The following is a 24353-nucleotide window of genomic DNA, read 5'->3' on the forward strand; positions in this document are numbered from 1 at the left end:
CTAGTCCCCAACATTAATTCGAATGTTCAGAAAGAGTAATGACATTTAATGTGAAATAAATAGGCCTCGTCCACGATAGCGATCGGGATCGGCCACCGCGGTTGTTCTTGGGAGAGGGGCAGGAGAGGAAAAGCGGCGGTGCCGCTTTTCCTCTCCTGCCCCTAAACAATAAAACACTAGTTCCCCGAGCTTGCCGAGGGGCAATTTAAGTTTATGTCATTGGTAACCGCAGCTTGCGAAGATTATCTGATACAGTGTGGCGGACATAAAAAATTGTAAAAAAATGACAGGGAGGTGAATTTGGCCAGTATTGGCTATCAAAATCACTCTCTATCATTTAAATTAATGCGTTTCCGTGTTTTCTTCAGGATCTTTTTTTGGTTTCTCCTTTTTGATAGGTGGATTGCTTTCCCTGTCTGCATGACCAGGTTTATAGGAATCATCCAATTCCGTCGTCGGATCTACGATGATGTTATCATCATCTTCCAGCGCTTCCCTTTCTTCTTTGTGGTCATTCTCGTGAGGGTCATTTTCCTCTCCAATAACTCTCTTTGCTTTCATTTTAATGTCTGAAGTGATCTTGTAAGGGTTTAAGGTTACTATTCCTTCCCTTTCGAGAATAATGGTATCGTTCTGAGAATTCCTATTGCGCTGAGCACAAAAAATTTGAATATTTTGATCCAAATCTTGATTACAAAATAAAAAGGCGAGGCCACGCCTCCGATAGTGGCTTTTGGTATTCTCTTCTTTGATTTTGGTAGGAGCTCCTATTGGCTGCTGATTTTGCGGATTCGATGTGTTGATGTCCATGGTCTGTTTTATTGATGTTGTAAGCCTCTTAGTTCAATTGTCAGACCGAAATAATTTTTGATGGGAATAATGTAAAAATTATTGAAGCCTTTGGCTGAGGGTTTGTAATTATGAAACTAGTGGTTTGGCGCTTCCATGACGGTTTACAAGAGGCCATGTGCTTATCTACTATTACTAAAAACCCCAACCTAAATTCATCATGACCTCAGGCCAAAATTTCGAACAAAAAAGTGCTGGCGAATCGGGCCGATTGCCGCCTGTGATAGATGGACCTGTGCTCAATATAGCCATTATGGGTTTGGGAAATTATGGCCACATGATCGCAGATGCAATGAAGTATTGCAAACGGGCTAAAATAGCCGGGGCAATCAGTGGATCGCCTTCAAAAATCAAAGAGTGGCAATCGAAATACAGCATACCTGAAAAGAACTGCTACACGTATGAAAATTTTGATGAGGTTAAAAATAATCCCGATATAGATGCTGTCTATATCATTACGCCAAATTCCCAGCATCATGGGCAATGTTTGAGAGTGGCTGCGGCCGGCAAACATGTAATCTGTGAAAAACCAATGGCAATCAATGCAACAGAAGGTCAGGAAATGGTCGATGCCTGTAAAAAAGTGGGAGTGAAGCTGCTGATAGGCTACCGGATGCATTTCGAAGCCAATACATTGGAAATCATCAGGATGCGGAATGCCAGTGAATTTGGAGCAATTAAATTTTTCCAAGGGTTATGCGGGTTCAAGATCGATGAATCTGCCAAGAATAGGCTCAATTATGAGACGGCAGGTGGAGGAGCAATGATGGACATGGGGATCTATGCGATCAATGGTTCACGGTATATGGTAGGAGAGGAGCCGGTGTGGGTCACAGCCCAGGAGATGAAAACCGATCCGGAGATGTTTAAAGAAAGGGTGGACGAATCCATAACTTTCCAAATGGGCTTTCCAAGCGGAGCAGTTGCTTCATGTTTATCCACCTATGCGGCAAATTTTTTGGATAAATTTTTTCTTCTAGGTGAAAAAGGATTCGCTGAAATGCAGCCTGCTACAGGTTACTACCCCATCCAAGCCTGGACCCACAATGGTAAACTTGAAATGGGTCATGATTCCCACCAAACCACGCAGATGGACCAGATGGCCATGATTATTTTGGATGGGATAAAGCCGACGATTCCGGTTGACGGGGAAGAAGGCGTCAAGGATATGAAAATAATCGACGGAATATATAAAGCAGTAAAAACAGGTCAAAAAGTTATGTTGAACCTTTGAAAGTGATTAACTCATTCATTTTTTTATGGTTATCCGCTTCTTTGCCAGTAAACCCATATTCTTCTTCAGTAAGGACGGAAGACCGAAGACCGATGTACCGGGAAATTAAGTCCTCAGAACTGAATTAGAATAGTTATCTTCTCCTCAAGCCCAACGTGCAACATTGCGGATACTCATAATTTTTTTAAAGGAGTAAAAGCAATTTAATCTAGGAACAAGATATTGTTTTAGCAGGATGACGAATTTCATCCAATTACCTATTGGGATTAATTTCCTCAGCATCCTCTTTTATGGGAAACTCCTGATCATCTTCTTTTTTTCCTGGATCTGAAATTTCTTCATTTTCTCTTTCAGGAAAAGATATCTCCTTTTCTTCTTTCCATTCCGGCTTCGGTTGATTGTCGGGAAATTCTCTATCAGGTCCCGGATAAAGTAGGCTTATTGGAATAATCCATGAACGCCAAAATGATGGAAAATACATGCCCGGTGCAGGCACTTTGACTATCCCTGTATTTGTAGAGCAAATGTTCTTTACACTACTTGTGATTTGAGTAGAAGTGTTTTCGGATTTCAGTTTCATACCAATTGTGTTAAGTTTGAATCAACAAGAAGTCAATTCTCAGACCAAAAATACTAATGGCAATAAATGGATTTTCGTGGCCATCCAGCTAGATTTTTTTCCCTCAAGAATCACTAGATTTCCCAACAGGACTGACATTGATGATAGAACAGTTTTTTTTTCTATAAAGATGAGGGAGCGTTGGGATCTCTTCCCATCACCACACCATGGGAATTTTTTGTAACATTTCGGTAAGTGATCGAACTTCGACCGGCTGTATTATTATTCCTATTTTCAGTGAAAAACTGCACGTTGAAAAAGAGGAACATTCCAACAATTTCCGAAAGAATAATTCCCTGCATAAAATTTGTATGGTAAGCATGGGCAAAACTTTAAGAGGTACACTCCTTCGGAATACAAAACCACAATTAAAATGAAATTTTTAGAAAATCTAGAGTTTTTTGCAACCTACAAAATACTGTTACTCTTGGTTGGCTTGGCTATCCTTGCTGCCACTTTCCTTCCCAGATTCCTTTCCTCCTCACCGGTATCCATGCCCATGATAGTATTGGGCATAGGTGTGATCGCAGGATTATTGACCATAGACATTGATCCCGGATTTATGTATTCCAAGACTAAAATTTTGGAAAGCGTGACAGAAATCGCCGTCATCATTGCCTTGATGGAAGCAGGTTTGAAGATTGACCGGCTATTTGGATGGAAAACATGGAGGATACCCTGGAGATTGCTGAGCATCACCATGCTGCTCACCATCTTGCTTATTTGGCTTACAGGATGGTGGATTGGAGGATTGGTGCCTGCAACAGCATTGCTTTTGGGTGCCGTCATGGCACCGACTGACCCGGTTTTGGCAAGTGATATCCAAGTTGCAGCTCCCAATAAAGGTGCAAAAGATGAGGAATCCGGCAAAAGAGAAGAAGAACCACATACCGAAGAAGATGAGGTGAGATTTTCTCTAACATCCGAGGCAGGCTTAAATGACGGATTGGCGTTTCCTTTTACCTATCTAGCCGTTTTTATAGCAGCTTCTGGATTCAGTCAGGAAGTGGTTTGGTCATGGTTAGCTACCCATGTGATTTACAAAATTGCAGTGGGAGTTGGCATTGGATATTTTGTAGGGAGGCTCGCCGGAAAGCATTTGCTTTCTATTTCTGCATATAGTGATCATTCCAGAGCAATATCCGGATTAGCATCACTGGCACTGACACTCATTCTTTACGGCGTCACTGAATTGCCGGCAGGATATGGGTTTATAGCCGTATTTGTCGGTGCTTTGGCATTGCGGAGGTTTGATCCTGATCATTCACAACACACACACCTCCATGGATTTATTGATAAAACACAGCGGATCATGACCGCTTTCATGATTCTGGCGTTTGGTATCGTTTTGGGCCTGGGTTTTCTGTCAGGAGTCACAATGGCCGAGATGATGATTGCGGTTTTAATCGTGTTTTTGATTAGACCACTGTCTGGCGTGCTAGGTCTCTTGGGTTCAGGACTCCCCAAAAAAGAAATCGGCGCCATCAGCTTCCTTGGGTTGAGGGGAATAGGTTCCCTTTATTATTTCTACTACGCGATAAACATTCAGGAATTTGAAGGGCAAAATTCCGTTTTGAATATCATGATGGTCACTATTCTTTTATCTATTGTCGTCCATGGAGTTCTATCTCCGGTCATCATGAAGCGACTCGAATCAGCGAAAACAAAGTAATTTTATTGGGTTGGGTTTAAAAGAGGATGTGGTGTTGAATAAAAAAAGCATCCCAGCAATCTTAATTGCCGGGATGCTTTGATATACATTGCTTGATGTTAAAACTGATGATTAAAAACCTTTATCAGATTTATCAGATCCTTCTGTTTTGACGATTTTGTTGTAAATCCCAAAAAGCAATAGTGGGGAGACCCATTGGCCTACAAACAAACTGCTGTTGTCTTTTTTAAACAGTTGAAGCGTCAAGGAGACCGCCATGATTGATACTGCTGACCATAGGAATACGTCAGAAGGGATTTTTGCAGTTTGGTTCTCAATGGCTTTCGCAACTTCTCCTTCTCTGTGTTGGGGGTTTTCTCTTTCGTGGTTTGTCATGGTAATAATAATTTTGGTTAGAATTCATTTGAACCCAAATATCGTATTCGGGGTATCACAGAATCTTCAACATTCATTCCAATATGGACCCGATTAGGGAATGGAAGAAAAATCACCTAAAGTACCCTATTATTAACCTTTTAAACCATTTTTATCAGCGTTTTAGAGATTTTTCTAGAGGCAAATAATATACACAGTGTAACCTTTCTGCATTCACTCTGACTCTTACCTCTTTTAGCATTTTTTTTCAAATATATCAATCTTGTAACACTTTCCATTCTAAGTATAAGCCAAGAAAATTTCATGTAACTATATTTATTGCACACTGATTTATTGGAAAGTATTAACAGAAGCGACTTTTTAATTTTCAGCAAATCAATACTTCCTGATTGATATTCTGACCATTTTAATAAGCTCAAAATGCCATTAACCAAACCACAGAAATTAAATCGTTTGAAAATAAAGGGTCCTCCAAAAACCCAAACATCAAATTCTTCATTTCAAGGAAATACCTCTAAGGAGGTTTATGACATAATCGTTTTTTGCCATTTCAGGTGGGACTTCGTTTATCACCGGCCACAACAAATTATGAGCAGAATGGCCCATGATTTCAAGATTCTTTTTATTGAAGAACCACTTCCAAAAGCGGAAAAAAGCAATTCTATTAAAGTCATAAACAACAACCTGCATGTATTACAACCCAATATTACCGACCTCAAAGAACTTTCTCAGGTTCTCTCAGGTATCATAGGAAAAGAGGCAGAACCTATAGCATGGTTTTATTCACCATCATTTTGTGGGGTTTTGGAGGAATTTAATTTTTCAACCGTGGTGTACGATTGCATGGATGAACTCCCCCTGTTCAATGGATCTTCTCCTGAACTGAACGACCAAGAATTGCTGTTGCTCAAAAAATCCTCAGTCGTATTTACAGGGGGGAAATCTCTTTTTGAAGCCAAATTTCCATTACATAACAATGTTTTCTGCTTTCCCTGTTCTGTGGATATGGAGCACTTTTCAATTGCCACCAATACCATTGGCATTCCTGAGGATTTACTTTCCATCACAACTCCCATTATAGGATTTTTTGGGATTTTGGATGAGCGGATCGACATGCAGTTGATTGAGGAAACAGCAAGATTTCTCCCTGAATATTCTTTTGTTTTTGTTGGTCCTGTAGTCAAAATCCGTGATGAAGATCTTCCAAAACTGCCAAACATCCATTATTTGGGGATCAAACCTTATTCAGAGCTGCCCCATTTTCTGAAGTCTTTTGACATCGCCATGATGCCATTTGCGCTCAATGGGTCGACAAAATATGTCAGTCCCACCATCACCTTGGAATATATGGCAGCAGGCAAGCCAATCATTTCGACCAAAGTCAGTGATGTAGAAAGAGACTATTCAGGTTGTATTCGTCTGATCAGCAGTTCAAGTGAATTCGCTTCCGACATCCAAAAAATCCTGAGCAAAGAAATTACCCCAAAAGTGTACCTGTATGATGCCATTCTCAACAAAACATCTTGGGATCGAACGGTAAACAAGATGAAAGCAATTTTAAAAGAGAATGTCAAAGGTTAATTTTCAGTGTTTGTTTTCTTCAAATGATTGAAGCCGTCTTCCGGATTCTTATCTGAAACAAACAAAAAAAAAGATGGAATCAAATCCCATCTTTTTTATCAGTCGGTGGTTCTTCCCTTATTCTTGGTAAGCTTTTTCATTCACTTCCTTCTCGGCAATTTTAGACAATAGTTGGTCGGCCTTTTTTTCTTCTTCGAGCGTTTGCTCAAGGAGTTTTGCAGCCTCATCATGTCCCATCTTTTTTGCCATTGCTACCAACGAACCATAAGAAGCAATCTCGTAGTGTTCAACTTTTTGGGAGGCAATGATAATCCCGGCATCTCTTACCATAGAATCCTCTTTGGTGTCAGACAGGATGTCTTCAGCCTCGGAAATCAACCCTTCCATGGCATCGCATTTTTTGGCCTGTGCTTTCTCATCAAGCAGTTCAAATACGGACTCAAGACGGGTCACCTGATTTTTGGTTTCCTCCAGGTGAGCTTCCAATGCTTCGGTTAGCTTTGGAGAAGTAGCTGCTTTGCTCATTTTCGGCAATGCTTTTAATAAATGCTTTTCCGCCCAATAGATATCCTTAAGTTCTTTTAAGAAAAGTTGGTGGAATTTTGATTCCTTCATTTCTGTGGTTTGCTTTGCCATAATGGTTTTATTTGGTTTAGTAAAATTTTAAAATTCTAATCATTTAGAATATCAGTGAAGGTTCAACCTTCCTGCCAAAACAAACTTATCGTCTCAGTAACATGGCAAAACCTGAATTAGCGAAGATCGATGGCTTAAAAAGGGAAGATTTATTATAACACTGTTACTTTTTTACCCCAATCCAAATTGACATGTAACTCATTCTAAACAGTAAGATTTGGAATGAGGGCATGATTTTTCACCTTGAAATTTAGTAAACATAATACCTAATTCTATAACCCATATCCCCTCCAAAATCCCGAAATTTGGGGAGTTGATTATTATATTTCAAAAAATACTATCATGTGTTTCTAAAGGAAATAACATCGTTCTATTTAAACTAAACCAACTTTATTTATGAAAAATCTTTTGAAAATTAAATCTATGATGCTTCCCCTCGCTATCGGGGCTGTAGCAATGTTAGTAGCTTGTTCGGAAAACAAGACCCAGGGTTCAAAGGAAATCGCTGAAGAAATGAACGAAGACAGGTTGGACAACGACCAAAACAACATGGCCATCATCCAAACCAAAAATGATGATCAATATCTAGTCGATGCTGCCGAGATCCACCTTGAGGAAGTCAGTCTTGGTAAATTGGCGCAGCAGAAAGGGACTTCTCCAGCTGTAAAAGATCTCGGTAAGAAGATGGAGGCTGAGCATTCTAAGTCTTTGACCGCACTGAAGGCTTTGGCTTCCTCCAAAAACATTGTCATACCTAACACAGAAACTGAGAATACCAGAGGCACTATTGAAGACCTTAATGAGGAAACAGGAGAAGATTTTGCTAAGGATTACAGTGAAAACTCTGTAAAAAACCATGAGGATGCCATCAAGCTTTATGAGAACGCCGCCGAAAATGCTGAAGATCCTGAAATCAGAAGCTATGCAAACCAGACGCTTGCTACCTTGAGAAGCCATCTTCAACTCGCCGAAGCCACAAAAGAGGGTGTTAAAAAATAAAAATCAAATAAACCACTAGATCAATTTTTTACATCACCACGAGACATAAGTTTTCTTGGGGTGAAAGCAGAAGCAGGAATGAAGATTGGATAAAAAATATCCGGTTTTCATTCCTGTTTTTTTTTGGGAAATATACTGTTAGCATTTAATCAACTCAAAATTGTATTTAAGCAAACATGCCAGTAAATTGATTTTCCATTATTACTATTTATGCCGAAAGACAGGATTGCACTGTAAATCGGACTTCCGACTTCCGTCAATATTGGTGTAGAATATAAGGCTACTGTCAATGAAGAGAATAAGCATAAACTCAAATCCTTAACCCAAACTTATCCATTCTACAACACCGCTAGATGGATATTGCTGACATCCTTTCCGTAGATGCTTTTTAGATGCACCTTATACTCGATTGATTGGATCACAGCACCTCCAAAATCTACCTCAGATAGCGCAGAGATTAAGTTCAAAGTCCCCGGGCTGAAGACATTGATCTCCATCATCTTGTTGCCCACGATATCGACACCGACCAAAAACATTCCGTCTTGGATCAATTTAGGTTTCAAAATCTTCACCAGGTCAATCATTTCCTGGTCAACTTCTGCAAGGTCCCCTTTACCTCCCGCATGCAGGTTGCTCCTGATATCACCTTCTTTATTGGTCCTTTTCAATGCCGCATATTTCCCCTTGACTTCCAAAGGCACGCCGTTCATTAAGAAGAACCTTGTATCCCCATTTTTTGCTTCCTGCAAATACTCTTGCGCTATCACAAATCCATCAAGAGAAATTGCCTCAATGATCTGATTCATATTGGCTTTGGAATTTTTATCCACCACAAATACATTTTTTCCACCTGAGCCCTGCAATGGTTTCAAGATTATCTTTTGTTTTTGTTGAATATAAAATTGCTCAATTTCTACCGGGTCTCTGGTTATTATAGTTCTGGGGCGTAGGATTTCGGGATAATGCTGGAAATACATTTTGTTGACGGCATTTGAAAGACTTTCTGGATGATTAAGGACAAGAACGCCATCACGGATTGCAATCTGACTAAAAATATATGGCGCAGATTGCGCCCAGTTGCGGCGGTTGAGATCTTCTGAAGGATCATTCCTTAAAAACAACACATCGAGATGCTGCGAACTGATAACCAAAGGTTCTGCATTCAGTAGGGCTTTGAGAAAAGTCTCGCTTGTTTTGAAACTCTGTTCTCCAATGGACCTTGATTTTACAATCATATGTCCGTCAGCCGCGTACCCAATATCACCCACTCCGGCTATATAGACAGTATGGCCTCTTTTATGTGCTGCAAAAGCAAGGTAAATGGTTGTGTAAACAGCTTTTTCGGTAAAAATGTCATTGACGATAAATGCGATCTTCATTTGGTTTCTGGGTTTATGTGGTTAGGTTATCCAATGACATGCCGGCCTTAATTCTTTCCAATCTCAACTTTGATTCCTCAGAGTCTAGGTAGGAGGGAAGCATGGGTTTTTTTAAGATCCTGACATGGGTAAGTTCCTCAATCAAGGGTAAATGTTCGAGTGCAAATTTCCCTCCAAATAATAAGGAAAGGTCACCGCCTTTTTGAATAAAATCGAGGACTTGGATCAGCCCTTTGAGGTAAATGGAATCTTTGGTATAACCACCCCCACGGTGAACCCTCATACTGACCATGAATGCCGTTTTGGGTTTAAATCCATATTCTTTCAAAAGAAGGTTAAACGTCTCAATGAAATCTGCCCCTTGTATCAAGGAGTCCACTGCCATGACTCTGGCAGCCAAAACTTTGAGCCTGTTGATATCCAATCCACCAACTAAATATTCCGAAAGTACAGCCAGGCCTTCTTGGGTTTGCTCATATCCCGCAAACCCGGAATACATCAATCCAAGGGGTTGGAGATGACCATTGCAATAGGTCAAAAGGTGTGTTCCTACCTCATGCTGGATCAAAGCTTCCATTCTAGAAGCACTGATAGTTAGATTTTTTCCTATTGACAATTCTGGACCCGATACGATCAAGCCATTTACGTTGTCCTTTATTTTTACCCTGAGATTCAAATGCGGAAAAAAGGGCCGGTATTTATCCAGTTCCTGATCAGCATACTGTGCAAAATCGACGGCATTTACCGTTTTGTTCTCGGGTTGTTCATTTGCGAGACCATTGTTCAATAATGAAATGGCACAGTTTCTAACTACCTCATTAACTTCCCCAAAAACACTCCGGCTGGTATGTAGAAATTTCTTTGTTCCCCTTTCCTCCAGCATGATCAGCTGCTTTTCTAATTCCAGGCGCTTATCTCTCAATAAAAAAGCCAATGTGGGGTGATCTACATTTTCCAAACTGATATTAAAAAGCTTCCTCTTTTCAATCTCAGGATCCAGAGATATCAGGCGATAGGTAAAATTCGGAGGTTTGGTAAACTTGTTGTCTCTAAATTTTTTCCATTCCTCTGTACTGTTAACTGGTGTAACCCGAAGGATAAAATCCAGCTTTTCGCTGATTTGGGAAATCTCCTTATCAGCTGAACGTGTCAGACTATCCAGCCGAGTTTTTCCAAGGCTGAGGTAATGTTCAAATTTGTTGTCCGACTGTACCCTTACAAATTCATAAGCTGCTAGCTTGATCACCCCTGCAAATTTTCTACTCATCTGCCTGTAAAAAATAGGGAATTCGAGCCTGTTTTCTATGTCTCTGAAAATGGTGGGAAAGGCTATTCCCAAAAGTAAGGTCCCCGTTTTTTTGAGAAAATCCAGCGCGATCATTGGACCAAAAGTCTCCGGATGACGGTGGGCAGATTCTTTTAATATAATCTGAAGTCCGGGTAGATGGCGCTTGAATTCCGAAAATCCTTTTTCTAAAGCATCAACCGTGGCTGTAGTTTTCTTTCCCGGATAACAAATCTCAATATGCTGTGAACTTTCAGGATTATCATTGTTCCAGATTTCGAGGATCATAAAAGTTTTGAAATCCGTGATTGCAACTTCTATCAATCTCTTCAACAAGTTCTTGACATCCAAGTCCGCCCTTACGATCAGAAAAGCCCCTTGGGTCCTTACAAGAGAAGCGAGATAAAACTCCGGGGTATCTATAAAGCGATATACGCAGATAAATGGCAGCTTTTGATCGATCACCAATTTGCCCCCATTTGGTAAATCTACGGAGATAAACTCCCCTTTTTCGAAGGATTCACAAATCGAGGCAATCTGGGTGGGATCAATTTTATCTGTCATTCTAAAGTGTTTTTTTTAACGTTTCTAAAACCAGGTAAGTAGACGAATAAACAATTTCGGAAATTAAGCGGATGTCATTTTCAAAACCCTTACCGGTAAGTTCATCCATAAATATTTTTTTGAATTCAATACTGATAGGGCAAATGTCATCCCCATATTGCTCAAATAGCCATTTACCAAAGTACCCTCCTTTAAATTTAATATTTTCCCTCACGTCCAAGTTGCGGCCACCATAGTCAAAAGCTCTAAAACTTACCATCAAACTATTCAAGACCGGCTGCCATACTTCCCGATTCATATTGTCAGTTCCCAAGTTGACATCAGGATTTGCAGAGGGGTCTGCGATTATTCCTTCCCTTTGGTGGTTATAGCTGTGGATATCAAATACAATGATCTTGTCGTGTGTAGAAAATAGCTCATCAAAATACTTTTTGGCGGCGGAGTAAAAATCGTCATAAACCTGGAATGACCTTTCCAAATCGTCAGGTGACAATGGCTTTTTCCATACTTCCAAACCCCAGGCATCATCAGGAACTTGGTATACTGCTTTTTCCCTTGGCCGATTTACATCGACCTCGAATCTGGAATGGTTCACGATGATCCGGTTATCCCATTTGTTGGCCCACGTTCCGGTAAAGGGGTCTTCTTCCCTTAGCCTTCCTTGCTCATCAAGTGAAAATAAAGCTCTCAGTTCCTCCCTGACAGCATGCCCTTCATGGATGGCAGTCATGACCAATGGTGAAACCCCTTTAATAAAAGTAAAGTAATGAGTCATCAGGTATTGATTTTTTTCTGAAACTGCCAAAACCATGCCTTATGCGACATTGAATTAAAAATTAGACTTAACACTGCCATGTCAGCAAACTATCGTCTACCCAAAGAGGGTAAATTCAATTTGATATGGGCCCATATTGCTTTCAGTAGCCTAAAAAGTGGCCTGAGAAAATAAAGAAAACTCATAAAGAAAACTTCAGAACTTCTTGGACAAGTTTTGATACGAACTTAATCGAAGATACTTCGGCCCCGTTCATCACGTAAAAAATAACGCCACCAAGGCTACCTACAAACTTGGTTCAAATTGTGAATTTAGCCATAGCTCCGTTATATCAAAGTATACCTTCCTTTACCTCTCAGTACTAGCTCCCCTATACTTTGACCGTGTTTATACCGTGTTTTCACCGTGTTGGAGGGGAATCCTAGTTCCTTACTGAGGGAGTTATTTTTATTGATGCCTTTCATTTTATTTAGGAATTCGAACAGTTATTGATGGTGATTTTTTTCAATTAGGTGTGGTTACAAACTTGATCCAACTTGAGGGTCTGGCAATTTCTGCTTCCGTCAAAATAATATTCCATTTTCCTAAAGGCCAGCGCAGCCAACGAAAAGGTGACATCAAAGCTTAAAATCAAACGGAGGCGTAATGAAGCGCCTTTATTTTCCGGCAATGGTTTCTACGTTGACATCCTTGCTTTCAAATAATCCCGGCATAAACTGAAGCCCAAGGCCCGGCAGGTCGGGTGGGGTGACCATACCATTTTTGACCTGAGGCGAGTTTTCAAAGAAGTAGGAATCACGCTCTTTCCAGTAAGGATAGACGCTTTCTACAAAGTACAGATTGGTGATTGCGGCAGCCAAGTGTGTAGAGGCGTACCATAATATCGGTCCACCTGCAGTATGCATCATTGTTGGGATGTAGTAGGTATTCGCCATATCCGAAATTTTTTTGCCCTCTGATATTCCCCCACACCAGGTAAGGTCATACATGGCTATTTCTGCTGCTTTGGACTCAAACATCTCCCTAAAACCAAACCGGGTGGCTAGGCGCTCACTGACTACCAAAGGGATGCTAGTCTCCTGATTGAGTGTTACATAAGCCTGCATATTATCCTGCAGGAGCATGTCCTCGAGAAAGATCACATTATAGGGTTCAAGTGCCTTGGCGATACGGATGGCACTCGGAAGATTCCAAATGCTGTGAAATTCGCAACCTATTTCCAGGTCATTCCCCACCGTATCTTGCACCCGCTTGATCCAGGTCAATGATTGATCGATTTCTTTTTGAGATATATACTCCCCATTATTTTTGTATCCTACTGCATCGAAAGGACAATATTTGATGGCAGGGATACCTTGGTCCACGAGAAACCGGGCGATCTTCTCCATATCGGTATCGAGTTTCCAACCGTTAATATTTCTCGAATCGGTGTAGGTGTTATAGACCCTTATTTTTTTATTTTTTGAGCCCCCAAGCAATTGATACAATGGCAGTTTACTTACCTGCCCGAGAATATCCCACTGGGCAATATTGATAGCTGACAGTGCCCGCATCTCCGCACCGCCGGTCACATGAAATGCATTCTGTCTGAATATCCGTTCCCAAGTCTGTTCAATTTCCAGCGGATTTGTCCCTATAAGTTTACCCGCCCAACTGTGCCATTCAAGGTCTTTGATCGCAGAAGAACTCGCTTCGTTGAACGGATAAGTTTCACCCGTCCCGATAATACCTGCATCTGTATGCAGCCGCACCCACATCCACTGCACGTTAGAACCTGCCACTCTCAGGTTCTTGTTAAATCGCACAATATCGATTTTGGTGATCTTAAGATCGGGGGCATTTGCCATAGCCTTTAATCCCAATGGTGACAAAGCATTTAAACCCATCAGACCAACGGTACTCAGGGCAGTTTTCTGCATAAAATCTCTTCTGTTCATAATTAAATATAAATAATTGCGGGATGAAATGTATCTCCTATTAGAAAGATTGGAAGGGTGAGTTACCAATCTGTTTTAACACAATAGCCATTACTTGAAAGTAGAGGACTGCATCGCTTCATTCTTGGCAACAAAGCAGGAAATTCTCGCCACATAATGTGGCAAAAGGATTTTCTTGAATTGTTGTAAGTGACATACTTACTGCACAGAGATTGTTTTTTGGATCATATTGGTTCCGATCTCCATTTTGAAGGCAATAGGGTTTTTTTGGTTCATTTGTTGCCTCTTTTCAACAATATGGGGTAATCCAAACTGTTTACCCTAATCTCATTTGCAGAGAGAACCAAAATATATTTTTAATAAAAATACTCAATCCATGAAAAATTTTATCATTCCGATGTCGCTGCTTTTAATGGTCACTGCATCCTGTGCCACTAGGGTCGTAAGCGATGAAAATGCTCAATTTTCCCGCCAAGAGGCAGATACGGTTGAAACAGCTATTGGTCCGCTCGTTCTTCCTGCACCTGACTCTACGGAGTCCGTTAGAAACGAAAGCAAGCTTGTTGATTGGCCTACCGAAGGGCTTCCTACAGCTCCCGAGGGTTTTGTTGTGTCCAGATTTGCAGATGGTTTTGATAATCCACGCATCACTTATGTGGGGCCAAACGGTGACCTGTTTGTAGTTGAAAGCAATACCAAAAATAGTGCGGACAGGATTACCATCATGCAGGATCAAGATGGAGATGGCACTTATAAGTTCAGGGAAATTTTTATAGATGATCTTAACAAACCGTATGGCATGTTGGTGTTGGGGGAATTTTTTTATATCGCCCATACCGATGGCGTATATAGATATGCTTATCAGCAAGGACAAAAGAAACTTACCAGCGTAGGTGAAAAAATCCTTGACTTACCTGCCGGTGGATATAATAACCACTGGACCCGGAACCTGATTGCAAATGAAGACAATACCAAAATCTATGTGTCCGTGGGTTCTGCCAGCAACAATGGCGAATATGGAATGGATGAAGAGATACGAAGGGCTTGCATCTTAGAAATCAACCCGGATGGAAGTGGAGAAGTAGTATTTGCGTCAGGTCTGAGAAATCCTGTTGGCATGTCATGGAATCCCCATTCGGGTGAGTTATGGGCCGCAGTCAATGAGCGGGATAAATTGGGCGACAAATTGGTGCCTGATTACATCACAAGTGTAAAAAGAGATGGATTTTATGGATGGCCTTATTCCTATTTTGGGCAGATCGAGGATCCCCGCATGGAAGGTCAGAGGCCTGATTTGGTCGAAAAAGCAATCATACCGGATGTTCCGGTAGGGAATCATACAGCGTCATTGGGACTGGCTTTTTATGACGATAATGTGTTCCCCGAAAAATACCGGAACGGTGCCTTTGTTGGACAACATGGATCTTGGAACAAGTCAGTTTTGAGTGGATACAAGGTTCTTTTTGTTCCCTTCGAAAACGGGCAACCTGGACCGCCTGAGGATTTTTTGACTGGCTTCATTGCAAACTTAGAAAAATCAGAAGTATATGGAAGACCTGCCGGTGTGGCTGTGTTGCCTGACGGCTCGATTTTGGTCAATGATGATACAGGAAATACTCTTTGGAGAGTGAAAGCGGTGAGTAAGTCAAATAGTACAGATTAATACATTCAAACCAAACCCAATTTATCATGAGCAATCAAAATGAGAATAAAAGTCTAAAGTTGGAACCAGAAGAACTGAATCAGGAAGGTCTTGATGACGTACAAGACCAAGATTCCACCACCGAATATGACCTTACCGCAGAGGACAGACAGGCACTAGGTCCAAAGGACCTGAGCATGGATGGTGGTGAGGATGAGGAATTGTTGAGTCGCAAGCGACCGGTAGATTTTGCAGGAGAGGATCTTGATATCCCCGGTCGTGAACTTGATGATGCGCAAGAATTAACAGGTAATGAGGACGAGGAAAACAACCATTACAGTCTTGGCAGTGATGATAACGAAGAGCTTGAAAGGGAATAAGGTTTGATTTAGGATAAGGCTAAACGAATTTTAGGTAGGTCTATAGTGTAATTATCTATAGTCTTACCCCAAAGCCACATCCAATATCATCATGACGGTAAATCCCAACATAAACCCGAGAACAGCTAAATCTGTGTATTTGTCTCGTTGGGTCTCGGGAATAACTTCTTCGACTACTACATAAATCATTGCACCCGCAGCAAAGGAAAGTGCATAAGGCAACACGTTCTGCATGTGAATGACGGCCACCGCACCCAAGACGCCTGCAATAGGTTCAACGACTGCGGATAATTGTCCGTACCAAAAGCTTTTTCTTCTACTCACTCCCTGTCTTCTCAGGGGTGCCGCGACCGCCAATCCTTCCGGGAAATTTTGGATGCCGATACCGATGGCCAAAGCCACTGCGGCAGAGATACTAGCCCCTTCCATACCGTTGGCAGCTGCGCCAAACAGGATGCCCACAGCGAGCCCTTCAGGGATATTGTGAAGGGTGATTGCCAACAGCAATAGGGTAGACCTGTGCCATTTGGTAGCTACACCCTCAGTTTCTTCTTTTTTGAAATTGATATGAAGGTGGGGCATGAGTTTGTCCAATCCGAATATGAATAATCCGCCTAAAAGAAATCCTACGGCAGCCGGTAGCCAAGGCATGGTAGGAAACATTTTTTCAGAATGCTTGATGCTCGGTGCCAACAGTGACCAAAAACTCGCCGCAATCATGACACCTCCCGTAAATCCGAGCATGGTATCAAAAACAGCCCTGTTGATGGTCTTGAAAAAAAAGACTAGCGATGCTCCCAGAGCAGTCAAAAACCAGGTAAATAAAGTCGCAAGCAAAGCGGCTTTGACCGGGCCGATTTCAACTGCGAAAATTTCAATGGATTCGATCATTTGATGTGATTTCCACAAAATTATCCAAGTTTCCCGAATATTATCAAAAAAAGAAAAAGGCAGTAAAGAATCATTTCTCCCCGATAATTAAACCTTGGTACACATTATTTTCTGAATGGGTCCAATCATTAAAACCCGGACTGAAGTTCGGCTGAGCCTGCTGTCGTCTGTGGACTATGGACTGAGGACTAATTGACCTTGATATTGCCTTCTCTCTTATCCCCCCGCCTTGATATAAATCCAGCCAGCTTCCTGCTTCATAACAAGTTCGAGGATGGCGGCAGGGACGAATCCCGCCAGTGGCAGAAACTGCTCTTTCTTCATTTCCCTTTGTTTTAGGGTATTTTCGCAGATAACAAATACCACTCCTTTATCTGTTAATTTTTGTAAGTCCATTTCGAAAGGATTGTCAGTCTTGCGGAGTAAATCTATCCCCATACCATGTGTGACCACTTCGATTTTGGCATTAGGAGCTGCGGTCAACACATTGTTGAGTTGACGGATAAATTTTTTGTGGACCTCCTGTTCACCATCCGTCAGTTGGTAGAGGATTTTATGTTCTGCGGTGGATACTACCTGCGCCGAAGCGGATACAGTAAACAATACCAATAAGAGTAAAGTGAAGGAAGTGCGCATATTTTTTTCTGTTAAGTTACCGATTTGGTGGATGTAAATAAGTGAGTTGAGTCACGTCAAGCTTTTAAATATTCAAAAATTTACCATCAAACTCAAGATAAAATTCCTACCGGGGGCAGCAATTCCTGAACTGTAAGTCCTAAACCTGACATCAGTAATATTTTCAAATCCCGTGCTGAAGGTCAAATGCTTATGTGCTTGATACATTCCTTTTAGGTTCAACGTTACCCAAGAAGGACTATATGGATTTCCATTGGCATCGATGGCATACAATTCAGGTTTTCCTCTTTCTTCAAGCGGAAGTTGTTCAAACGAAAATCCTCCTGAATATTCGGAAAATACCTGCACTGTCAATTTTTCTTTTTTGAATTCTAACCTGCTCACCCCAAAGGTAGGAGGAGCATGGCGTGAGGGGCTTTGACTTCGGTTATCCATTTCCTCCGTTCCTTTTTGAATGTTTAATCTTGAGGAAAAAGTCAGGTGCATCGGCAATTTGATTTCTAAAGCAGCCTGAAGCCCGATGATTCTCACAAATGCAGCATTTTGTAATGCCAACACTTTGCTCAATTCCCCATCATAAATGATGCTGTCCTGACCGTTGAGGGTAAAGTCCCGCCTGACGAGTGCATTGTCCAGATAGGTGTAGTAAGCGGTAAGGTCTATCATCATCCAATCCCCAAAAACCTTTCCTACGTTTGCCTCCAAATTATAAGCATATTCTGCCAGAAGATTAGGATTTGGTACCATGACGGTACCCGGTTCGGAGTCAAAAACTTTCCCAATATCATCCACATTCGGTGATCGGAATCCGGTGGAGGCATTGAGATGAACTGTCCAGTTAGATGCCGGTGTATACACCCAACCAGTACTTGCGGTGAGCGCTCCCTCCCTATTTTCACTTTGCTCAAAGGGGAAGGGATAAAAATCCAGGTTATTGCTGAAGTCAGCATTCAGTCCAAAGTAATTATACCTCAGCCCAGCCTGGATCAAAGATTTTGAGGAAATTTTCTTTTGGTAAGTACCATAGGCAGCATAGGATTTCCATGTTGCATCAGGATATCTAGCAGGACCCACAGAAATTTCCCCAGTATTGATGTTCTCATCTGATCCGATGGATAGGACGTCATTTTGGACTAGCTCAAGGCCATAAAAAAGCTTGGCGTTTTTTGGGAATGCTTTCAAAAAATCTAGGTTGGCGGAATAGGCCACGACATCCTCGGTTCTCGTTCGGCGAATTGGATCGTTGAAATTCCTGTCGATCCTACTTTCTTCAAATTTTTGAATGGCAAGATTTAAAGTCACCTGATCAAAGGCTTTTGAATCAGAGGTATGGGAAATCTTGAGGTGGTTCATCATCCAAGACTGCGGCCCATATTTCCACTCGGCACTGCTTGGCTGACCGTTTGGCCTTAAGCGTATCAACCTGTCATACCTCGAAAAAGTGGAAGTTTCTGAATAATGGAAGCCGTATTGAAAATCCCATTTTTCATTGGGAGAAAACCTGATTTTCTGCATCAGGTTGAGTTGGCTGTAATCTGAAGGAACCTGGATAGTTGGATTGGGATTTTTAACCAAAAGGTCTTGGTTGTTTTGGGTAACCACATAAGTTGGCCTTAAGAACTCCTCCGGACCGCGGCTTCCCATCTTAAGGTCTCCAAAATTATGGTTGCTGAAACTGCTTACTCCTGCCCATTTTTTTTTTCCATATTTTAAGTGAACATGTCCCGTTTTTTCCTTATTGGCGGTGCTTGTTCGGAGGGTGACATTTCCCGAAAGATTTGTTTTTTCAGAGTTTGAAAGTTGGGCCTGAAGGGTCTGAAAACTCATCACGGCACCGATCGCATCGCTGCCATAGATGATCGATCCCGGCCCAAAAAACACCTCTGTACTTTCGGTGGCAAATGGATCTAAGGAGATGACATTGTGGAGGTTGCCACTTCTAAAAATGGCTGTATTCATTCTCACTCCATCTATGGTGTAGAGCAACCTGTTGGTCGAAAATCCTCTGATCATGGGGCTTCCACCTCCCTGTTGGCTCTTTTGGACAAAAACTTCACCTGAGATGGCCAACAAGTCTGCTGCGGTTTGGGGATTGAGGAGATTTCTTTCTTCTGTGGTGATGCTTGTAATCCTTGCAGGAATTTCCTGACGTGATTGGCTCCATCGGGTAGCCGAGACAACTGCTTGCTGAAGGGTGATTTCAGAAGGAGTGAGGTAAACCTGAAAACCACTATTTTCAAGTTGGCTATAGCTTCGGGTAATAGGAATATAACCAAAAAGCCTGATGTCTATTTTTTCCTGACCTTTGAAGAAGCTTATATTGGCCTCCCCCTGCTCATTGGATTGGACCATCAGTTTGGATTTTGGGGAGGAAATAGTGACAAATTCCAACCCCATCTCTGAACCCGACTCCCTGATGGTTAGAATCTGTCCAAAGGCAATTGTGCCCAACTGAAATAAAATCAAAATCAACAACCCTGTCCTGAGCATTCTTTTAAAAATTCGCTCGGGAAGTTAGAGAACTTTTGAAAAATAAGAAGGGGATTTTATGTGAATGACCGTCAAGGAGAGATGCCTCCTTATAAATAAAGATGGCCCGGTGTCTCTCCGGGCCATCCTAATCAGGCTCTTCCTCGTAGCATCATGTCCCAATACATTCTTGGGAGCACGTATTTTTTGAGGAGCCACATACTGTATTGCTCTTTTGAGGTATCCACAAATCTAGAGATAAGCGGGTCACTGTCTCTGACGTTGTCATATTTGAATTCTGCCAAAACCATTTTGCTATAACCCGTCACCAAAGGGCAGGAAGAATAGCCCTCATATTTCAATTCGCCAACCTTTTTGGTTTTCATCAGGTGAAGCAAATTTCCTACGACGACAGGAGCTTGCTTTCTCACGGCTGCACCTGTTTTGGCTGTCGGCAATGCAGCTACATCACCTAAGGAAAAGACATTGGGGAATCTCAGGTGCTGAAGCGTATTGATGTCTACATCTACCCAACCTTTGCTAGGTCCTTCTTTCATAGATACGGGAGAGTTTCTCACAAAATCCGGTGCCTGCTGCGGTGGAGCAATGTGCAGCATGTCATATTTAATGGTAATATCAGATTCTCCTGTAACCTGTTCGCCAACCTTATCTACTAAGGACTGCGCACATTGAGCGAAATTCTCATGGGTATACCTGAAGGTGATTTCCTGCTTTGCTCCGTCTATTTTGACCGGGGCATAGAATGTTTTGAGAATGATATCCCTGTCAATGATGATTTTGTTCAATGTCTTTGCAAAATCTGGAACTCCAAAGATTACTGTCCCGGGAGTGGCAAAGACCACATTGGTTTTGTCCCTCACTCCGGATTTTCTGAAATATTCCTCAGCGAGGTACATGATTTTCTGTGGCGCTCCCCCACATTTGATGGGAGTGGTAGGTTGGGTAAAAATCGCATTGCCACCTTTGAAATTCTTCAATACTTCCCAAGTATGGTTTGGATTGGTATAATTGCTACACACTACTCCTTTGTCCATCACTTCTGAAAGCCCCGGGAGCAATTCTGGAGCCATGATCAGACCTGGAGCCAACACCAAAAAATCATAAGTCAAATCACCTGACTTTACTGTTTTTACGGTATTTTTTTCGGGGTTCAGATCGGTGGCTTTGTCTTTGATCCAAGTGACACCTTTTGGGATATACCTAGCTTCTGACCGCTCTGTGTCCTCAAACTTGTAGGTTCCGGCACCCACCAAAGTCCAGGCAGGCTGGTAATAGTGTTTTTCAGAAGGTTCAAGAATGGCTATTTGAAGATTTTTATCTTTATTTCTGAGTTGTGCAGCAACTGTAATGCCGGCAGTGCCTCCTCCTATGATCAATATCTGATAGTGGCCCATGGATATTTTGGTTTTGTATACGATAAAAGTAGTATTCTGAAAAAATGGAAACAGTGATTTTAATCACATTTATTCCATGTTCTAAAAAAATTAAAATAATCAAAAACCGAATTTGGTTTGGTAAAGGGTAGGGATTTTTAATACAATGATTTGTTGTCAAGCAATTCCCATTCCTTGAAAACCTTTTTGGCGGCTTCCTTAGAAAGTTGGGAAAAAGGAATTTTCCTTTCATTCAAAGGCAACTCCAATTCCTCATAGATAAACTGGTCATCAAATCCCACTGCGGCTGCATCCTTTTTGGTATTGGCAAAAAACACCCTCTCAGGTCTCGCCCAATAGATAGCGCCCAAGCACATGGGGCAGGGTTCACAGGAAGTGTAAAGGTCACACCCTTCCAATTGGAAACTCCCGAGGTTTTTGCAGGCATCCCGGATAGCGACGATTTCGGCGTGGGCTGTCGGATCTTTGGTATCGAGGACGGAGTTACAGCCTTGGCCTACTACCTTTCCGTCTTTTACGATAACACAGCCAAATGGACCGCCTTTCCCCTGGATCATCCCCGAACGGGACAAGTCAATGGCCATTTTCATGTATTTTTGGTGGATTTTTTCCATGGGGATTTTTTTAAGTACTAATTATCAAGAAGTAAGAACCGAGAAACGAGAAACGAGAGCCGAGATTTGGAGTCGCAGATGGCAGTCGCAGTGTGCAGTGATTTGGTTTACGTCTTGAGATCAGTTAACCAAATAACCATTAACCAAGTATCAAGTACTAAGTATCAAGTATCAAGAAGCGAGATCCGAGAGACGAGACATGGAGTAGCAGTTGGCAGTGGTTTGGTTTTGAGGATAAAGTATCAAGTACCATGTATGAAGTACCAAGTATCAAGTATCAAGATATAACAATAGGAAATTAAGGATCCGACTTCGACCTGGTATCAGTTAACCAAATAACCAATTAACCCAATAACCAATTAACCATTGCTCCTATTTCCCGATGCCTGGACTCGATAACAATGACAACCTGACAACAATTACAACCACTACAACAATTACAACCACTACAACAATTACAACCAAATAACCATTAACCCAATAACCATCCCCTCACCCAATCCATTTATTCAAAAACTCCAAAAAGGTATCTTTGTAATTTTCGCTGACGATAATTTGAGAGTTACCGATTTGAACCACATTCCTCGATACCGATTCAATATGGTCGAGGTTGATGATGAAGGAGCGGTGAACCCTCATAAAAGTATCTTCAGGCAATAAATCCTCCATGCTTTTCATACTTGTCAGGGACAGAAGGGGATTGGGTTTGTCCTTGAGGTGGACCTTCACATAGTCTTTATAGGCTTCTATGTAGGTGATGTCTTTGAGCATCACTTTAACGAGTTGGTATTCGATCTTGAGAAATATATAATCTACCTGTTTTTCCGTCTCGACCTTTACTACGGAATTTTTATTCTGATTTTCAAAAAACTGGTAGGCTTTGGTAGCGGCTTTCAAAAAATCCTCATAACTGAAAGGTTTGAGAAGATAATCCAAAGCATCTACTTTATATCCTTCCACCGCAAATTGGTTGTAAGCGGTCGTGAATATGATTTTTGGTTTTTTGGAGGCCTTTTTCCCATCAAGAATCCTTGCCAATTCCATTCCCGAAAGGTCAGGCATCTGGATATCTAAAAAAATCAAGTCTACCTCATTTTGATTCACATAACCCAATGCCTGTATGGCGTTGTCAAATTTGGATTGCAGGCTTAGAAATGAAGTCTGTTCTATGAATTTGGCAACCAACTCCAAAGCCAATGGTTCATCGTCTACCGCAATGCAATTGATGGTCATGAGAGGTTGAGTTTCAATGTAATCCTAAACTGGTTTTCAGCGTTTTCTTGGTCAATGTCCAATGTATATTTACCCGGATAGAGAAGATCTAGTCTTCTGATGGTATTGGTCATCCCAATCCCGCTTGCACTTCCTTCAGGCGTATTTTCTGTTGATTTGAATATCGTGTTTTCAGTATGCAATACAAGGTAGTTTTTCTCTCTTGAAAGTGAAATAAGAATATTGCTTTCTTTTTGTGAACTGATGCCATGCTTGAAGCAGTTTTCTATAAAGGGCAAAAGAAGCATTGGGGCGATTTCCGCTTCTTCGATTTTTTCAGGAATCTGAAGATCCAATTTTACTTTGCCTGTAAGCCTCAGTTTCATCAATTCAATAAAATCCTTGATAAACTCATTTTCCTTGGTCAAAAGGGTCTGGTTTTTTTCAGTTTCATAGAGAACATACCGCATCATCCTACTCAACTTTAACAATGCTGTCTTTGCCTTTTCCACATCGATGTTGGTAAGTGCATAGATATTATTCAAGGTATTGAAAAAGAAATGGGGATTGATCTGGGCTTTGAGGTAGGAAAGCTCAGAATTGATTTGTTGCTGTTGTAATTCAAGCCTGACCTTTTCATCTGACTGCCATTTTTGCACTACAGCTATACTGGTGCTGATCCCTACTGCCAAAATAAAGATTAAGAAATTAAACATGTCATAGGAGTAATTTCTTCCCCTAGGTTTGTATGGTACGTCAGGTCTAAAGGCCTTATGCATCAGTTCCGACATATTGGTCCAATCGTCATATAATATAAAAATTGCGACATAAACAATTCCCCCGAGCATGTTGAGTCCAACAAAAAGCGAAGTTTTGTTTTCAAACAAAAGCTTTGGAATCAGGTAAAAGAAATTGAAATAAAATGTAGCCACCAGAATGGCAAACATCAAACCTTGCTTGATCCAGAATTCATCGGGACGCTCTACACCCGCAGCTAAAGGTGAGATCAAAAAAATGACTGAACCAAAAAAACTCCAACCCAAAATATGTATGAGCAGAGGTAAATTTTTCTTGAAGGTCATTCCAGGCATATTAGTGATTATTTGTAAATATCCCGTAAACTAAGAGAAAGTTGGGCGGTAAAACCACAACAATCTACCAATCAGGCGATTTGGTCGACGAAATGGAA

21 protein-coding genes are annotated in these 24353 nt (G+C 41.4%); 6 read left to right on the forward strand and 15 right to left on the reverse strand.

What is annotated here, in order from left to right:
- Nucleotides 1-342 precede the first annotated feature (342 nt).
- On the reverse strand, nucleotides 343-810 hold the full coding sequence (locus tag M3O96_RS18005; protein ID WP_249722839.1) for a hypothetical protein: 468 nt from the start codon (nucleotides 808-810) through the stop codon (nucleotides 343-345).
- Between the two features lie 199 nt (nucleotides 811-1009).
- On the opposite strand from M3O96_RS18005, the gene M3O96_RS18010 reads away from it, so the two are divergent.
- Nucleotides 1010-2083, forward strand: coding sequence for a Gfo/Idh/MocA family protein (locus M3O96_RS18010; protein WP_249722841.1), 1074 nt, complete (start codon nucleotides 1010-1012; stop codon nucleotides 2081-2083).
- A gap of 253 nt (nucleotides 2084-2336) precedes the next feature.
- On the opposite strand, the gene M3O96_RS18015 is transcribed toward M3O96_RS18010, so the two are convergent.
- Nucleotides 2337-2663 (reverse strand): hypothetical protein, encoded by a 327-nt coding sequence (locus M3O96_RS18015; RefSeq protein WP_249722843.1) that lies wholly within the window; start codon nucleotides 2661-2663, stop codon nucleotides 2337-2339.
- 412 nt (nucleotides 2664-3075) lie between these two features.
- Here M3O96_RS18015 and M3O96_RS18020 point away from each other — a divergent pair, with 412 nt between their 5' ends.
- The gene (locus tag M3O96_RS18020) at nucleotides 3076-4374 is read left to right on the forward strand and encodes a cation:proton antiporter (RefSeq protein ID WP_249722845.1); all 1299 of its coding nucleotides are present in this window, start codon (nucleotides 3076-3078) and stop codon (nucleotides 4372-4374) included.
- Between the two features lie 111 nt (nucleotides 4375-4485).
- On the opposite strand, the gene M3O96_RS18025 is transcribed toward M3O96_RS18020, so the two are convergent.
- Nucleotides 4486-4749: a hypothetical protein gene (locus M3O96_RS18025; RefSeq protein WP_249722847.1), complete on the reverse strand. Its 264-nt coding sequence runs from the start codon at nucleotides 4747-4749 to the stop codon at nucleotides 4486-4488.
- A gap of 588 nt (nucleotides 4750-5337) precedes the next feature.
- On the opposite strand from M3O96_RS18025, the gene M3O96_RS18030 reads away from it, so the two are divergent.
- Complete coding sequence (locus tag M3O96_RS18030; protein ID WP_249722849.1) at nucleotides 5338-6330, forward strand: glycosyltransferase; 993 nt, start codon at nucleotides 5338-5340, stop codon at nucleotides 6328-6330.
- A gap of 117 nt (nucleotides 6331-6447) precedes the next feature.
- Here M3O96_RS18030 and M3O96_RS18035 read toward each other — a convergent pair whose 3' ends face one another.
- Complete coding sequence (locus M3O96_RS18035) at nucleotides 6448-6966, reverse strand: YciE/YciF ferroxidase family protein (protein ID WP_249722851.1); 519 nt, start codon at nucleotides 6964-6966, stop codon at nucleotides 6448-6450.
- A 396-nt stretch (nucleotides 6967-7362) separates the two neighbouring features.
- Between M3O96_RS18035 and M3O96_RS18040 the strand changes: the two genes are divergently transcribed.
- Nucleotides 7363-7965 (forward strand): DUF4142 domain-containing protein, encoded by a 603-nt coding sequence (locus M3O96_RS18040; protein WP_249722853.1) that lies wholly within the window; start codon nucleotides 7363-7365, stop codon nucleotides 7963-7965.
- A gap of 338 nt (nucleotides 7966-8303) precedes the next feature.
- On the opposite strand, the gene M3O96_RS18045 is transcribed toward M3O96_RS18040, so the two are convergent.
- From M3O96_RS18045 to M3O96_RS18065, 4 genes are all read right to left on the reverse strand, one after another.
- On the reverse strand, nucleotides 8304-9344 hold the full coding sequence (locus tag M3O96_RS18045; RefSeq protein ID WP_249722855.1) for a glutathione synthetase: 1041 nt from the start codon (nucleotides 9342-9344) through the stop codon (nucleotides 8304-8306).
- A 13-nt stretch (nucleotides 9345-9357) separates the two neighbouring features.
- Nucleotides 9358-11193 carry a peptidase MATCAP family protein gene (locus tag M3O96_RS18050; RefSeq protein ID WP_249722857.1) on the reverse strand — a complete coding sequence of 612 codons (1836 nt, stop codon included), beginning with the start codon at nucleotides 11191-11193 and terminating at the stop codon, nucleotides 9358-9360.
- Between the two features lies 1 nt (nucleotide 11194).
- Nucleotides 11195-11968 (reverse strand): N-formylglutamate amidohydrolase, encoded by a 774-nt coding sequence (locus M3O96_RS18055; RefSeq protein WP_249722858.1) that lies wholly within the window; start codon nucleotides 11966-11968, stop codon nucleotides 11195-11197.
- 656 nt (nucleotides 11969-12624) lie between these two features.
- Nucleotides 12625-13905, reverse strand: a complete 1281-nt coding sequence (locus M3O96_RS18065; protein WP_249722860.1) for a mandelate racemase/muconate lactonizing enzyme family protein — start codon at nucleotides 13903-13905, stop codon at nucleotides 12625-12627.
- A 376-nt stretch (nucleotides 13906-14281) separates the two neighbouring features.
- Between M3O96_RS18065 and M3O96_RS18070 the strand changes: the two genes are divergently transcribed.
- The gene (locus M3O96_RS18070; protein ID WP_249722862.1) at nucleotides 14282-15568 is read left to right on the forward strand and encodes a PQQ-dependent sugar dehydrogenase; all 1287 of its coding nucleotides are present in this window, start codon (nucleotides 14282-14284) and stop codon (nucleotides 15566-15568) included.
- A gap of 26 nt (nucleotides 15569-15594) precedes the next feature.
- The gene (locus tag M3O96_RS18075; protein WP_249722864.1) at nucleotides 15595-15927 is read left to right on the forward strand and encodes a hypothetical protein; all 333 of its coding nucleotides are present in this window, start codon (nucleotides 15595-15597) and stop codon (nucleotides 15925-15927) included.
- Nucleotides 15928-15990: 63 nt separating this feature from the next.
- On the opposite strand, the gene M3O96_RS18080 is transcribed toward M3O96_RS18075, so the two are convergent.
- From M3O96_RS18080 to M3O96_RS18110, 7 genes are all read right to left on the reverse strand, one after another.
- The gene (locus tag M3O96_RS18080) at nucleotides 15991-16818 is read right to left on the reverse strand and encodes a ZIP family metal transporter (protein WP_249722866.1); all 828 of its coding nucleotides are present in this window, start codon (nucleotides 16816-16818) and stop codon (nucleotides 15991-15993) included.
- A 216-nt stretch (nucleotides 16819-17034) separates the two neighbouring features.
- Complete coding sequence (locus M3O96_RS18085) at nucleotides 17035-17454, reverse strand: DsrE family protein (RefSeq protein ID WP_249722868.1); 420 nt, start codon at nucleotides 17452-17454, stop codon at nucleotides 17035-17037.
- A 72-nt stretch (nucleotides 17455-17526) separates the two neighbouring features.
- Nucleotides 17527-19944, reverse strand: coding sequence for a TonB-dependent receptor plug domain-containing protein (locus M3O96_RS18090; protein WP_249722870.1), 2418 nt, complete (start codon nucleotides 19942-19944; stop codon nucleotides 17527-17529).
- 131 nt (nucleotides 19945-20075) lie between these two features.
- On the reverse strand, nucleotides 20076-21338 hold the full coding sequence (locus M3O96_RS18095; RefSeq protein WP_249722872.1) for an NAD(P)/FAD-dependent oxidoreductase: 1263 nt from the start codon (nucleotides 21336-21338) through the stop codon (nucleotides 20076-20078).
- Nucleotides 21339-21475: 137 nt separating this feature from the next.
- The gene (locus M3O96_RS18100; RefSeq protein ID WP_249722874.1) at nucleotides 21476-21952 is read right to left on the reverse strand and encodes a nucleoside deaminase; all 477 of its coding nucleotides are present in this window, start codon (nucleotides 21950-21952) and stop codon (nucleotides 21476-21478) included.
- Between the two features lie 492 nt (nucleotides 21953-22444).
- Nucleotides 22445-23185: a LytR/AlgR family response regulator transcription factor gene (locus tag M3O96_RS18105; protein ID WP_249722875.1), complete on the reverse strand. Its 741-nt coding sequence runs from the start codon at nucleotides 23183-23185 to the stop codon at nucleotides 22445-22447.
- Nucleotides 23182-24255: a sensor histidine kinase gene (locus M3O96_RS18110; RefSeq protein WP_249722876.1), complete on the reverse strand. Its 1074-nt coding sequence runs from the start codon at nucleotides 24253-24255 to the stop codon at nucleotides 23182-23184. The genes M3O96_RS18105 and M3O96_RS18110 overlap by 4 nt, the downstream gene beginning before the upstream one ends.
- Between the last annotated feature and the right edge of the window lie 98 nt (nucleotides 24256-24353).

Origin of the sequence: Aquiflexum sp. TKW24L (assembly GCF_023502205.1) — a bacterium.
Lineage (GTDB): Bacteria > Bacteroidota > Bacteroidia > Cytophagales > Cyclobacteriaceae > Cognataquiflexum.

What these genes read in the sequence shown, in the direction of transcription:
- M3O96_RS18005 (WP_249722839.1), bottom strand. Translation starts at nt 810, where the DNA reads ATGGACATCAACACATCGAATCCGCAAAATCAGCAGCCAATAGGAGCT.
- M3O96_RS18010 (WP_249722841.1), top strand. Translation starts at nt 1,010, where the DNA reads ATGACCTCAGGCCAAAATTTCGAACAAAAAAGTGCTGGCGAATCGGGC.
- M3O96_RS18015 (WP_249722843.1), bottom strand. Translation starts at nt 2,663, where the DNA reads ATGAAACTGAAATCCGAAAACACTTCTACTCAAATCACAAGTAGTGTA.
- M3O96_RS18020 (WP_249722845.1), top strand. Translation starts at nt 3,076, where the DNA reads ATGAAATTTTTAGAAAATCTAGAGTTTTTTGCAACCTACAAAATACTG.
- M3O96_RS18025 (WP_249722847.1), bottom strand. Translation starts at nt 4,749, where the DNA reads ATGACAAACCACGAAAGAGAAAACCCCCAACACAGAGAAGGAGAAGTT.
- M3O96_RS18030 (WP_249722849.1), top strand. Translation starts at nt 5,338, where the DNA reads ATGAGCAGAATGGCCCATGATTTCAAGATTCTTTTTATTGAAGAACCA.
- M3O96_RS18035 (WP_249722851.1), bottom strand. Translation starts at nt 6,966, where the DNA reads ATGGCAAAGCAAACCACAGAAATGAAGGAATCAAAATTCCACCAACTT.
- M3O96_RS18040 (WP_249722853.1), top strand. Translation starts at nt 7,363, where the DNA reads ATGAAAAATCTTTTGAAAATTAAATCTATGATGCTTCCCCTCGCTATC.
- M3O96_RS18045 (WP_249722855.1), bottom strand. Translation starts at nt 9,344, where the DNA reads ATGAAGATCGCATTTATCGTCAATGACATTTTTACCGAAAAAGCTGTT.
- M3O96_RS18050 (WP_249722857.1), bottom strand. Translation starts at nt 11,193, where the DNA reads ATGACAGATAAAATTGATCCCACCCAGATTGCCTCGATTTGTGAATCC.
- M3O96_RS18055 (WP_249722858.1), bottom strand. Translation starts at nt 11,968, where the DNA reads ATGACTCATTACTTTACTTTTATTAAAGGGGTTTCACCATTGGTCATG.
- M3O96_RS18065 (WP_249722860.1), bottom strand. Translation starts at nt 13,905, where the DNA reads ATGAACAGAAGAGATTTTATGCAGAAAACTGCCCTGAGTACCGTTGGT.
- M3O96_RS18070 (WP_249722862.1), top strand. Translation starts at nt 14,282, where the DNA reads ATGAAAAATTTTATCATTCCGATGTCGCTGCTTTTAATGGTCACTGCA.
- M3O96_RS18075 (WP_249722864.1), top strand. Translation starts at nt 15,595, where the DNA reads ATGAGCAATCAAAATGAGAATAAAAGTCTAAAGTTGGAACCAGAAGAA.
- M3O96_RS18080 (WP_249722866.1), bottom strand. Translation starts at nt 16,818, where the DNA reads ATGATCGAATCCATTGAAATTTTCGCAGTTGAAATCGGCCCGGTCAAA.
- M3O96_RS18085 (WP_249722868.1), bottom strand. Translation starts at nt 17,454, where the DNA reads ATGCGCACTTCCTTCACTTTACTCTTATTGGTATTGTTTACTGTATCC.
- M3O96_RS18090 (WP_249722870.1), bottom strand. Translation starts at nt 19,944, where the DNA reads ATGCTCAGGACAGGGTTGTTGATTTTGATTTTATTTCAGTTGGGCACA.
- M3O96_RS18095 (WP_249722872.1), bottom strand. Translation starts at nt 21,338, where the DNA reads ATGGGCCACTATCAGATATTGATCATAGGAGGAGGCACTGCCGGCATT.
- M3O96_RS18100 (WP_249722874.1), bottom strand. Translation starts at nt 21,952, where the DNA reads ATGGAAAAAATCCACCAAAAATACATGAAAATGGCCATTGACTTGTCC.
- M3O96_RS18105 (WP_249722875.1), bottom strand. Translation starts at nt 23,185, where the DNA reads ATGACCATCAATTGCATTGCGGTAGACGATGAACCATTGGCTTTGGAG.
- M3O96_RS18110 (WP_249722876.1), bottom strand. Translation starts at nt 24,255, where the DNA reads ATGCCTGGAATGACCTTCAAGAAAAATTTACCTCTGCTCATACATATT.